Raw genomic sequence first — 12,861 nt, 5'->3', positions numbered from 1 at the left:
AAGGTCAGGTTCTTCTAAGAAGTAATGCCTGCCAGCAATAAGCGCGAGTTGCATTCTCCACACAGAGGGTGCAACTTTTTGTGAGAAGAAACAACACTACAATTGTTACTGAGGGCTACAAAAATCTTTATATTTTAACCCTTCTGTTTCCTAATATTCCCTAATATTCCCTAATATCTCCTACTTCTCCCTAATATTTCCTAAATTTTCCTCCAAATTTCACAAATCTTAATTAAGTTAAATTAAATTTCGCTGCTTTTAAATAGATTTTTTGTACTCCAACACCTCTTAAATCCTCCTAGTTAGTGCGCCAGTCGCATAGCAAGCCATGTCAAATAGACGTTATAGGGGGGTAAAAATGAGTAAATCGCCCAAATCGCCCAATTGTCAGAATTTGTGCAAAAGGCAACGACATATATTCGCTTCAGCACAAGTAGCTGACGAATACCTTTCCTCTGGCTACCGCCAGTAAGCAGGACGATCGCTTACTCTTAAAATTGACCAAATGCCACAAAAACACTACACGCCCACTGAAATATCGCATCCAACCAATACTACTGCCCCTGAAGCGAATGCGATCGCCCTGCCTGACCATTGGGCGCAACCGGATTTTAACTTTGGGGATGCAGTGACAGACAATGAAGAATCTTATATCGTCATAGGTTTGGCAATGGACACACACTTGGACATTTGGAAATACTTGTGTCGCACCCCGAACAATACAGAGCGATTCTTCTGGGAATATCAACTCAGACTTGCTTAAACTTCCAGCACGAAATATTAAGACTTTGTTGAGCGACGGCGATCGCAAACCAGAAACCGTCCTCAACAACAAAGTACGATTGGCTGCAAACCATACTCAACAATGATGCACTTTGCCAACTTTCAAACAACAACATAGTCAAAGGCTACAAGCAATCCAATCCGCAGTATTCACCCTCCCATCAGCCATCTGGATGATAGAAACTGCTCTGGTAACTTCTCACTAATGCGACTTGTGACCGAACAAAACATAAACCGAAAGAAACAGCCTCATCTCCAACAGAATTGCTGAAAATTGAATCAATAAAAGCAATGGATGAATTACGGCGCAAACCTTGCCATCAAGGTTCAGGAAATTGTAGCGAGCATCGGTTGCTCAGCATTAAGTTAACTTGATGCCAATAACCGCTCTGACCTAATCCCTTGCTGTTTAACTTGGCCTTAATAAACCATTAGTTAGCCCTAGAAAATTGATGTGCTTACAACTGCAAGTTTCCCCAAAAACAAACTTTCCAAACCTAACGGAAAGACTGAAGTAGTCCGAGTGCGCCTAACCACCTTTGAAAAGGCAGATTTAGTGAAGCGTGTCGCAGAAGCAGGTGAAAAAAACCTGTCTGACTACTTGCGCAAACGCGCTTTTAGCCCTAACCGCACAGTCCCCGCTATCAATGAAGGAACTTGTGTCCAACTGCGAAAAATGAGCGCGCACATTTGCCAAATGACCAAAGGTGTAGAGACAGCAGTAAAAGCAGGGCAGTTACCCAAACAAAGTCTAGAAGTTCTGCAAAAATTCAGCAGAATGCTAGGCGAATATCACCAAGAACTAAGAGGGAAAGTCAGGAGAGAACTTTTGAGCGAAACCTGCGAACAAATACCCCCGCTTGTGGATTACCAATAAAGCGATCGCTCAACTAGCTAATAGTCCTGTTTGACAATCTCAAGCGCTGCTGAAAGTTCAAGCTCAAACCTAATGATAACCTCAATTTTCCTCGTAGGAGGTGAGAAAGAATGGCGGCAAAACTCTCAACTAAGCCCAACTCCAAAAGACAATTTTCTGCCCCAAAGCGTACTTGGTCTGTCCTAACAGCCACAGATCCCAAACACGTCAAAAAACTGGAACACATTCAGGAAACCCTCGATGCTGCAATAGAAACAATCCAAGAAGAAGGTGGCATTGAGGACTGGGAAGATTTCAAAAACTTCGTTGAATCCTTCAACAAACGACCCGACAGAATCAATGATTCTGGCAATCAGAAAGCTAGTGTCAGCATGGATTTAGTTACTGAAGGAAAAGGAGGCGAGGTATCTGGCTTTGTTTTCTATTTAACTAAAGACCCCAGCCAGAGAACCAGCGGTGTCTATTTAGTTAAAAATTTGAAACAGGCTGGCGTTGAAACGAAAGACAATAACAATTACTATACTCCATCCCAAATTATGGACTTAATCGGGCTGGATGCCAGTGATGAATTAGAGGAGGACGGCATTTCCGAAGAATTTGATGAAGAACTAGATGATGAATTGGAAGATGACTTAAGCGATTTAGAACTAGAGGATGAATTGGAAGATGACTTAAGCGATTTAGAAGAAGATGCAGACTTTCCCAGCCACCATACGCAAACTCGCAAGTCATCGCAGTCCAAACGCCAGCTAGGAAAGTCAGTAGCTTCTAAGAATGCTACCAGCAGAACGCAAAAAAAGGAGGAAGAAGATAATATTGAAGAACTATTTTCTGATGATGAGAATGCTCCTATCCCCAATGGTGTATTGGGCAAGATAGCTAAAAATCGCAGGGTTCAAAATCAGAAGGGTAACGGACAAATCGAGCAAAAACTTACTGAACAGCCCGACGCAAAATATCCCTTCCTTGACACCCTTGAAACTGTTCTAAAAGAAACCGATCGTCAAGGTGCAAGTGTCGCTTCTATGGGACGCGAAATTAACGGATTAACCGTAAGTGGCTTAACCGTCCAAACTGTCTCTTTAATGGGTCTACTTGGAGCCAAGAGTATTGGGGATCTAATTGATTACATTGAACGAGCGAGGGAAAAGGAACAGGCAGAAAAACTCGAAAAAATTCTCGAACAAATTGACTCATTAAACGATCGCGCCGACCGAGTTGCGACTCGTGCTAAACACGCTGATGTCATTTCCGGCATAGAGGCGATAGATACACGCACTGAAAAACTGGCTGAACGGGCTAAGCAGGTATTAGAACCGCCTGCTGCAACTGAACCAGAGGAATTGGAAACGATCGAGCCTCAGAGAAGCGATCGCGACATTGAAGCCAAGGTCACCGAGGGAGTTAAAATCAACAATCCCGAAACCAAGGCAGCTCAAATTGGCGAAAAGATTGGCGATCTAGAGAGCAAGCTCAACCCAAACTCCCAGAAATCTAAGCCTCTACAGCTCGATAAAGATACCAGCATCAGCGAACAGCTAGACCAAATTCAAGACTATTTAGGCCACCTCTCAAAGAGGTTGGATCGCCTTGAAAGTATCGTTGACAAACTGGAACATAAAATGACCGTTCAGATGCCTGTTGAATCAGAATTTAATCCTAATTCACAAGGGCCAGAAACTCGTCAAAAAGTTCAGCCAACCGTTACTGCACCTAACAGTATCGACAAGGAGGAAAGCGAACCAGAGGATCTTCTTAGCAAAATGGTAGCTCAAACAAAAGTACAGCAGCAGCGAGAAACTATAGCAGATTGCTTGGTCAATTATGCTTTTGCTACGGGGCAGTCTCCCCAATCGGGTATTGCTTTTGATGGTGGCGGCAGCTTGAATGTAACTGCTGAAAACAACGAAGTTAAAGTTGTCGTAAAAGGCAGCGATAATACCGAAATTTTTTCGGGAACCAAGAATGGCGATCGCTGGAAATTTGAGCCGGATCGGGACAAACTAACTCCCGAAGAAAGAGAAGCCATTTTCAAATTGCCTCAGTCGGAAGAAGAATACAACAAGCTAGCAACTGCCCAGGCTTTAGTTGAAAAGTTTCAGGACACCTTCCCCAAACGCTTTAGCGGGGAAAAAGATCCAGTGTTTCCTTGGAAAGAATCGCGTCGCGAAGACGGCACGACCGGGGCAGTCAAATACGAATTTGAAATACTGGATCTGCCTGACGGGTCAAAACAATTGATAGGAACTGACCCCCGCCAAGGTGACGCACAAGTGTTCGATGCCGTTCTGGTCAAAGGAAAGCCGCCAGAGGTTCGGCAGTGCCACATTGCTGTTGAAGAAATGGAAGCTGTAGTCGGCTCCCCAGAGCCACAAAAAACTCAATTTAGAGATTCTCAAGCATCTAAAGACTACAACTATACCTCGCCAGGACGTAAAGAACAGTCGCGAGAAGACCGCAACGAATTGCAAGCTTAAACCACTTTGAGGAAAAATTCAATGCAAAACGATTACTTGAACAACAACTACCGCTCTCATAACGATCGCGCAAGGGTTACTAACCTAGGCATTACCCACAAGCGCCGCAGCCATTTTAGCACATTCATGCGTAAATTCAAGCTCAATAACGCCGATTTAGGCTTCATTGCAATTTGCCTAATTGCAGCCATTTATCTAACTCTTGTCCAGCCCTTATTTGTCAGCGTATTTAGCTGTGCATCTCTGGTGTTCTTCGGACTATGGCAAATTACCCGCAGCGTTCCCATCCTCGAAAAACTGCTGGGCAGCAAAATTCGCTTCTGGCATTTAGCTGTCGCTGTCATAACAGTAACAATGTTCCTGAATAACTTTCAGACCCCAGCACAAGCCATTTTTCTAAGCGGTCTCCAAGCGTTTATGACCAATCTAGCAAGCGAAGCTGGAGCAGCAGGAGGAGGAACAGCCATTGACGAATCAACCATTGTTTTAATTTTCAATGCCATTCGAGGCGTATTTCTCTTGCTAGTAGCCGCCGCAGCTTTATTCGCTTACAACCAAGCGCAACAAGGCAATGATTGGCGTCCAATTGTCACCCAAATTGCCCTCGCCTTCGGCATTGTGATTGCCATAGACGTAATAACGTTCTTGTTCGTCGGCGACGGCAGCGGTACTACAGCCGGCTTGGTTCCCAACCTTCCTCCGCTGGGAGTGATTACAAGTTTGACCTTTTGGAACTAAGAAAAAGGAGTCACCAATGGCTTTGCGAGATCCAGAAAAAGACTTTATCAGAGTCAATAAAATCCTGGGCAAACAAGCAAGTATCGGGTTTATTCCAGCCAATCAAATTCTACCTTGGTGCTTCTTGACTGCCATTGCATACATCTTAACGATGGGTCTATTTAGCCTGGGACTGGGTTGGTTCTTCACTGTCTCGCTTTGGCTGATTGTAAGCTGGTGGCTCCTAACAGGAAATCAACCCCACCTTTTTACTGACAAGTTCCGCAAGCCCCCCGGAGATGAGTGGTGCAGCGGCGACAGCTTCTATATTTCTCCCATCTCTTCCCTGCGCCCTCCTAGCATCCAAGGCAAGCCTTACGATTCGCAAATGCGGGTCAAATTGAAGCCCAAAATTGTACCCAATCAATATGGTGGAAGGAGCAAATTTATGCCTTTCCAAAATGAAATTAACCTCTGCTGTTTGGTGGAAATTGAAAAAGATGGCAGGCAAGTGTCTGGGATGCTCCTCAATAACGGGACTAACTACCAACTGGTATTTGGATTCCGCCTCCGAGGGCTTCACAACCTACTGTTTAGGAACGAAGTGTCGGCATTTGCAGCTTCTCTTGAAGAAGGAATGAAAGACATCCCACCCAGTGAAAAAATTACTTTCTGCGCCGGCTGTTACAGCAGTGATGCTGCGAGGCAAAAAGAGTTAGAGCAATTGGCTGACACCGCTGAACTCCAACCCGTATCTGTACTGCTCCGAAATGAACAGTACCGCCTCCGCCAACAAACTCATCAAGGTACCAGGCAGGTATGGGAGCAAATTGCTTTCTGTACTTGGACGGCCGATAACGAAGGCGAAACCATCTCCAGGGATTTCATTGGCAAAGCCATTGATGGGGTAAAAAAATTGTGCGATTCGATTGTGGAAACCATTGCGGGCAACACGCGAATTTACAGAGAGCAATTTTACACGAAACTGCTACTCAACTCTTTTGAACAAGGATTCCTCCGCTGGGAAATTCTCCTGAACACCAAAATGGGACTCGAAATTAGTCCCATGAATTCATCTGAACTTTGGGAGTGGCTGTGGCAGCGATTTAACAGCAGTAAACCACCGCAAATCCCTCAAGTTGTTAAACTTGAAGAAACGCCTTCTGGCTATCAGCTCAGTGAAATTAAGACGACTGAAAAACACATTTCTACAGTTTTGATTGAAGGAACGAAGGGCGTATCCTCCTGCCCCGAACACCGCAAGAGCAACAACCGCGTCTATCTGACGGGAAAGGGAAAAGAATGCGCTGTTCTGACAATGTATGACGCGCCCGCAGGCTGGATTAATACCCGCCAGCAATTGAAATGGATTTGGGAGGTGATGTCCTCAAGCTACGTCCGCGATACAGAAGCTATTGTAGAAATTAGCGCCGGAAATTCCCTTGTAATTAATGATAACTTGGCCCGACAAGCGAAAGGAGCAAAAGCCGCTAGCAGCAGAGCTATAACTAAAGGGCAAGGGCGCGATATTGGCGCTGAAATTAAACAGGAGGAATCTTTCGACGCCCAGCGCCGACTTTACCAAGGAGCCGTACCCCTCAATGCAGCCGTTGCCTTTTTAGTGTACAGAAACACTGCGGAAGAATTAAGCCAAGCCTGTAACGTACTCTCTAATAGTTTTGGAACTGCGAAAGTCATCCGCGAGCGGAACGTTGCCTGGGATATTTGGCTGCAATGCCTGCCCATTACTTGGAAATGGTTGCTGCATAGCGGTTCATTTTTGAGCGAACGCCGCCTCACCCTCGACACTGAAACTGCTGCTGGAATTCTGCCACTAACAGTTCCCCGCGATTTGGATAAAAAAGGAGTTGAATTTATTACCCATCGAGGCGGAAAGCCAATTTTTATTGACTTGTTCTACAGCCAAATTAGCCGCGCTTTAATTACTGGCGAATCTGGTTCAGGCAAGAGCGTTTTGGGGTGGCGTTTTACCGTTGAAGCTCTGGCGAATAATATCCCTGTTGTCGGGATGGACATCAGCAGCGGGGGTAACAGTACCTTCAAAACCGCGATCGAACTTTTGGGCGACCAAGGCGCATATTACGACATCAGTCAAGGATCTAGCAATTTAGTAGAACCGCCAGACCTCCGCAAGTTCGACAAAGCTGAAAGAGAGCGGCGGATGGAATCTTGGAAAGAATTTATCCGCAAAGCTCTGGTGGCGATCGCAATGGGCAAAATTCACCATCCCCACTTAGCCCAGCGGGTAGATTCAATTATCCTGCGAATGCTCGATATGTACCTTAGAGATCCAGAAATCATCGCTCGCTACAACAAGGCATTTGAAAGAGGGTGGCAATCTCCCGAATGGCAGCAAATGCCAACTCTCCAAGATTTGCTGAGGTTTTGCAGCAAAGAAAGGCTCAACCTCAAATCGTTTGAAGAACTGGATAGGTTAGCCATCAATCAAATCCTCAGCCAAGGAAATGCTTTGCTAACATCCCGCTTGGGAAAAGCGATCGGTCAGCCCAGCACGTTTTCGCCGGAACCTGCTGTTAAGTTCTTTGCCCTATCGGGACTGTCTAACGAACAAGATGCCTATTTAATGGCAATTAACGCCCATGCTGCTTGCATCCGCAACGCTCTTTCTCACCCCAAAAGCTTATTTATTGGAGATGAATTGAGCGTCCTACTCAAAAAAGATGGTTTTGCATCAGTTGTCGGCGAACTCTGCGCCACTGGCAGAAAAGATGGCATAGCTGTCTTGCTATTGAGCCAAGATTTTGATGCTATCTGCGAATGTTCCGCAGGAGCACAAATTCTGCAAAATATGGTCTACCGAATTACCGGAAGAATAACCAATTCTGGGGTGGCAGCCGCTCACAAATATTTGGGGTACGACCCGCAAATTATCAGTTCAAATGCAACGGAATCTTTTCTGCCAAGAGCTGCTGACCTCTACTCGTGCTGGCTGATTGAGAAAGGAGGAAGATTTTGGCGATCGCGATTCTACCCCGGAGAGATGATGTTGGCATCAGTTGCTAACAATCAAAATGAAAAAGAAGCCCGAGATCGCATCATGGCTCAATATCCTCCTACCCTCAAAGGGCAGCTTCAAGGGCTAAAGCATTTCACCCAAGAATACATTGCAGCAGTGAAAGAAGGAAAAGGCTTTGACCACATTGGTCAAAATTTAGAAATTACTACCATAGCTGCCAAGACTCAGCAAAAAATGGCATCCGACTTTCACAGCAACAATTCTCAATTTTTTGCAAAACTACCAAAATAACTCCCATGAAATACCGACTTCAATTGATGCAGCAACCTGCTACAAAACTCGCAGCAGTTTCCCTGTTAGCCAGCTTGGAATTAATCGTTCAAGTCAGGCCAAGTTTAGCTCAAGCAACTCCTCCTTTCGTGCCCGGTACACAAGAAACGGCTGTGAAAGCTCCAACCCCAAGCGTTTTCGTGCCAAGTACACAAGAAGCGGCCGTGAGATATCCAGCCCCAACTGCGGGAAGTTTCTTAGCTCCCATTGAAGATGTTTTCAAACAAGTCAACGATTTTATCGGCGACATCCAAGGTTTCGTGCAAAACGAGCTATTTGGCTCTTTAAACGAACTCCTTTCCTCTTCTCTCGGAGCTATCGAAATTCCTGATTTGAGCCAAGTCAGCAGCCAAATTATTAAAGCTCCAACATCCCAGACAGAAGGAACGAAACTGTCAGATTTACTCGAAACTAAGTCGAGCAAATTAGACGGCAAAGGTTCATATGCCATCATGTCTGACTTAGACGCTCAAGCTCAGCGCAGCGCCGCTATCGGCATAGCTGACGGAGCAACCCTCAGCAAAGAAGCTCAAAACAACAGCTTCCAAGTGTTAGAAGCAACTCGACAAGATACCGAACAAAACCTCCAATTGGGCGAAGAATCGCAGAGCCTCGACGTTACTCAACAAATTCTCCAAAACCTCTCGCAGCAGACCGCATTGGGCGCACAAGTCCAGATGCGAAATTTACAGGAAGCTCAGCAAGCTCGCACAGATCGAGCCATTAATAACGTGCTGCTGTCGCAAGCTGCTAAGGAAATATCCGCACTCAACACGGGAGAGCGCCGAGGCAGCACTGCGTCTGGAAACCAAGCCAGCTACCAGGCGGGAATGCTGATGCTCCCCGGCGGCGGCTACTTGGGAAAACCGAGTGGCAGCAACACAACCCCGATTTCAACTAACAGGTTCGCCGCTCCCGATTAATGCTCCGAGCAGTTAAATTGAAGCCGCGATCGTCTCTTGGCTTAGCAAAGATTTTGACAACACAAATTGAGCGTAGCTGTTGACTGTATCGCTCTAAAAAAAAATTGTCAAGCATCGCTCTTAAAAAGTTTGTCAAGCGCTTCTAACACGGCTGGCTTGAATGCAAAGTTGGGGAGCAAGCAGACATCACCGACGACTATTGCCTAGTTTGCGTGCAGACTGACCGTGTTGTTGAATACAAAGTTGAAGTTTTTCCAGAGAAACAAATGAGAGAATTTCTAGCACAAATTACACCACCGACGAGTGGCGCAGAAGGGTCAGCTTTGGACATTGTTAGCGAGTCAATTAACCTGGCTAAGACTACCTCCGAATCTTGGGACAAAGTTTGGATTAGCACGATTGACCCGATCGCTTCGGGGCTGTGGGTCGGTCTAGTACACTTGGGCGTGAATAGAGCTACCATTTATATGTAGATGTAGAAGGTAGAACAGATCGATGCCCAGACTAGCCCCAAAGCCATTGCAATTGGCAGAGCCAGAACGAGAGCAACTGTGGCAGATTGTCAACCGTCATCGGACTCCCCAGCAAATTGCCTTAAGAGCCAGGATTATTCTGTTAGCAGACGAAGGATACAATCATCGAGAAATCGCTCGTGCCCTCAACATCAGTCGAGAGATGGCTTCGTTGTGGCGGCATCGTTGGTTAGAGTTGAGTGTCAAAAATCTGGAAGTGGTGCAGCGATTAGCCGATGCCGAGAGACTCGGAGGTCCAATGACCTTCAGCTTAGAACAGATTCTTCAATTATTTGCGCTCGCTTGTGAGAAACCGGAAATATCTGGGCGACCGCTGAGTCATTGGAGTGCACGAGAGCTAGCAGATGAAGCGGTCAAACAAGGCATAGTCACCAGCATCTCCCCTCGTCATGTTGGGAGATTGATGGCAGAAGCCGATTTAAAACCGCACCAGTCACAATACTGGTTGAATCCCCCCCCGACCCACAGTTTGATGAAAAAATCAAAGACATCTGTGAGGTCTACCTGAGTGCAATAGAGCGTGCCGAGCGGGGAGAGCGGACGATTTCGATGGATGAGATGACAGGAATTCAAGCCATCGAGCGCAAGTCTGCCGACCGTGGGATGCGTCCCGGCAAACGGGAGCGGCGAGAATTTGAGTATATTCGCCACGGCACCCAAACATTAATCGCGAGTTTTGATGTTGCTCAAGGTCAGGTGGTCGCTGCGACCATTGGCGATACCCGAACTGAGTTGGACTATCTGAGCCACGTCGAACACCTGATGGCTAGTGACCCTGATGCTGTCAAATGGCATCTGGTGATGGATTGTTTGAACACTCATCAATCGGAATCCTTGGTTCGGTTTGTGGCAAAATTTGAAGGGCTGGAGGTTCCTCTCGGGGTGAAAGGGGTATCGGGTATTCTTAAATCGATGCCAACTCGATCCGATTTCTTGCGTGACCCCACTCATAAAATCGTGTTTCACTTCACCCCCAAGCATTGTTCTTGGCTCAATCAGATTGAGATTTGGTTCAGTATTTTGGTTCGTAAGTTACTCAGGCGAGCCAATTTCCTTAGTAAAGCTCAACTCAAAACCCGTCTCCTTGAATTCATCGATTACTTCAATTGCACAATGGCTAAACCCTTCAAATGGACTTATTCGGGCAAAGCATTGAAGAAATAATCAATGGTAGGTTAACTCCCGCCTACGTCTACTAGTATCGCTCGGCATCACCCTAGCAGCCGTCAGTATCCTCTTCTTAACTCTAAGCAGCGGGAAAGACATTATCGAAAAGCAGTCATGGTCAGAACTGGCAGCACTGTTCGTCTGGCCGCTCGTCATCATGCTGTTCCTCGGCGCTAACGGCAAATTGCTAGCAAATACCGTCATTTTTACCAGGAGCTTTGCTTACAAGCAAGTCCAAGGTGTCCTCGAAGCGCAACTAGGAGAAATGACATTTAGGGACGCGATCGCCAACGTCACTATCAGCAACATCGGCCGGCAACAACTAGAAAATCTCTACGGCGAATGCCGAAATAAAGTAGGAGAAGAACTGGTTACTTGCTGGAATTCCAAGCAAGAAGCTGCTCAGAAAATTGTTAGCGAAGCTGAAAGGCAAGCCGCCGGCTCAGCCCCTCTGCAAGCGCTGCGGGCTTTTGCTGAAATCCTCTGGAATAATAGCTTGCCCGGCGCTGCTCAAGATGCCGCGACTTTTATAACTGACCCCGGTTCAGTGTTTAGAGAAAAAGCAGTGCCAATCATCCGATTCATTCTATATAGCATCCAGTGGGCGTTTGTCAACATCCTTGAAGCAGCGCTCTTACTAACAGCACTCTTTTCGCCGATCGCGATGGGGCTATCGCTGCTTCCCTTGCAGGGCCGACCGATTTGGGCTTGGGCAACTGGATTTCTGAGTTTATTTGGCGTCCAACTTGGATATAACATCGTCGTCGGATTGGCAGCCACCGTGCTAGTCAATTCTGGAGCCGAATTAGCTAGCGATGTTGCCTTTCTCTTTTTAATCAGTATTTTCGCACCCGGATTAGCTCTATTAATCGCCGGCGGAGGAGGAATTGCCCTGTACAGCGGCATCGCTAGCAATGCCAAACAACTCATCGATGTTTTGAGCAACGCTATAGGAGCAGCCGCTAATTTGGCAATGAACAAAGGATTTAAGTGATGTCAATGTAACTCGGAATTGATAATTCGTAATTCGTAATTACCCACGCATAAATGCGAAGTAGTGAAAGTAAATCGTTTCTTGATAATTAGTATTTCGGAATTAGCGCTCGGTTTCTTTAATCCTGAATTATGAATTACTAATTAGTAAGTGCGAAATACTAATTATTTGAGCCCTCGGTTTCTTTAATTACGAATTCCGAATAACTAATTGCGAATTACTAATTATTCGGTCACTAACCTCAGGTGCTTTTTGCGCCAGGACAGGAAAGTAGCTTTAGCTACTCGTGCCGTGTTTTCTCCCTAACTTACAACTACGGGTTTTTCACACTTACCGAAAGGTTTTATGAAGGTACAAAGATTTTCACAAACTGCATTGTTGCCAGAAGCTAAAAATCTACTGGCATTGTGCTTCCTCATCTTAACTGGAGTGAATATCCTCTCCCTAATTCTGCACCTGTTCGTCGCGTACCGAATCAACTCGGTAGCTGCTATGAAGACAACGCAAGTCCAGCTAATCAACGGTCAAACTTACTATGTAGCGGAACGAGATCGGTTTTTTCGGTATCCCTCAGTTATCCAAAATTTTGTCAAAACTTGGGCAGAGTTAACCTTCAATTGGGACAATAAAATACCAGGAACTAACGATACAGATTCAGGAATTAAAGTCAATTCCAAACGAGTTCCTACCAGCAGTTATTTTGCTTCGTTACTCCTAGAACCCAATTTTGGCAAAGCTTCTCTCCCTGACATAGCTGAACTCGTCCCCAATAAAGTTTTTACGGGTCAATTGCGAGCAACAGTCATCATTTCTTTTTTATCCGAACCCAGAGAAGTCCGTCCGGGCGAATGGGAAATTGACATGATTGCTACCCGGTTGCTCGTCGATCGCACGTCAGGAATCGATGAAAGAATTCCTTTCAATCGCACTTTCCGAATCAAAGCTGTAGAAATCCAAACCCCGCCGCTAGGTAGCCAAGCCTCAGCTTTTGAACAAAAAGTTTATGAGCTTCGCTCGGCGGGCTTAGAAATCAACAAAATTACCGAATTTAAACCCAATTAA

11 protein-coding genes are annotated in these 12,861 nt (G+C 45.9%); all 11 read left to right on the top strand.

Annotated features, from left to right (window positions below):
* The first annotated feature begins 505 nt into the window (after positions 1 to 505).
* The 11 genes from OSC7112_RS41415 to OSC7112_RS31755 all read left to right on the top strand — a co-directional run bounded on the left by OSC7112_RS41415 (position 506) and on the right by OSC7112_RS31755 (position 12,861).
* Positions 506 to 763 carry a hypothetical protein gene (locus OSC7112_RS41415; protein WP_015211741.1) on the top strand — a complete coding sequence of 86 codons (258 nt, stop codon included), beginning with the start codon at positions 506 to 508 and terminating at the stop codon, positions 761 to 763.
* A 474-nt stretch (positions 764 to 1,237) separates the two neighbouring features.
* Positions 1,238 to 1,660: a plasmid mobilization protein gene (locus OSC7112_RS31800; RefSeq protein WP_015211740.1), complete on the top strand. Its 423-nt coding sequence runs from the start codon at positions 1,238 to 1,240 to the stop codon at positions 1,658 to 1,660.
* A gap of 110 nt (positions 1,661 to 1,770) precedes the next feature.
* Positions 1,771 to 4,137, top strand: a complete 2,367-nt coding sequence (locus OSC7112_RS31795) for a hypothetical protein (protein ID WP_015211739.1) — start codon at positions 1,771 to 1,773, stop codon at positions 4,135 to 4,137.
* Positions 4,138 to 4,158: 21 nt separating this feature from the next.
* Positions 4,159 to 4,875, top strand: coding sequence for a hypothetical protein (locus tag OSC7112_RS31790; RefSeq protein ID WP_015211738.1), 717 nt, complete (start codon positions 4,159 to 4,161; stop codon positions 4,873 to 4,875).
* Between the two features lie 16 nt (positions 4,876 to 4,891).
* Positions 4,892 to 8,143 carry a putative type IV secretion/conjugal transfer ATPase gene (locus tag OSC7112_RS31785; protein ID WP_015211737.1) on the top strand — a complete coding sequence of 1,084 codons (3,252 nt, stop codon included), beginning with the start codon at positions 4,892 to 4,894 and terminating at the stop codon, positions 8,141 to 8,143.
* A gap of 5 nt (positions 8,144 to 8,148) precedes the next feature.
* Positions 8,149 to 9,105, top strand: a complete 957-nt coding sequence (locus OSC7112_RS31780) for a hypothetical protein (RefSeq protein ID WP_015211736.1) — start codon at positions 8,149 to 8,151, stop codon at positions 9,103 to 9,105.
* Positions 9,106 to 9,371: 266 nt separating this feature from the next.
* Positions 9,372 to 9,578, top strand: a complete 207-nt coding sequence (locus OSC7112_RS31775; protein ID WP_190274461.1) for a hypothetical protein — start codon at positions 9,372 to 9,374, stop codon at positions 9,576 to 9,578.
* Positions 9,579 to 9,600: 22 nt separating this feature from the next.
* The gene (locus OSC7112_RS31770) at positions 9,601 to 10,146 is read left to right on the top strand and encodes a helix-turn-helix domain-containing protein (RefSeq protein ID WP_015211735.1); all 546 of its coding nucleotides are present in this window, start codon (positions 9,601 to 9,603) and stop codon (positions 10,144 to 10,146) included.
* A 41-nt stretch (positions 10,147 to 10,187) separates the two neighbouring features.
* Positions 10,188 to 10,802, top strand: a complete 615-nt coding sequence (locus tag OSC7112_RS31765) for a transposase (protein ID WP_015211734.1) — start codon at positions 10,188 to 10,190, stop codon at positions 10,800 to 10,802.
* A 160-nt stretch (positions 10,803 to 10,962) separates the two neighbouring features.
* Complete coding sequence (locus OSC7112_RS31760; RefSeq protein WP_190274460.1) at positions 10,963 to 11,799, top strand: hypothetical protein; 837 nt, start codon at positions 10,963 to 10,965, stop codon at positions 11,797 to 11,799.
* A 345-nt stretch (positions 11,800 to 12,144) separates the two neighbouring features.
* Entirely contained in the window at positions 12,145 to 12,861 is a 717-nt protein-coding gene (locus OSC7112_RS31755) for a hypothetical protein (RefSeq protein WP_015211733.1), read from the top strand.

It is taken from the genome of Oscillatoria nigro-viridis PCC 7112, assembly GCF_000317475.1.
GTDB classification, from domain to species: domain Bacteria; phylum Cyanobacteriota; class Cyanobacteriia; order Cyanobacteriales; family Microcoleaceae; genus Microcoleus; species Microcoleus nigroviridis.
Note: the sequence above shows the minus strand (reverse complement) of the source record. Positions and strands in the feature narration are given on the sequence as shown.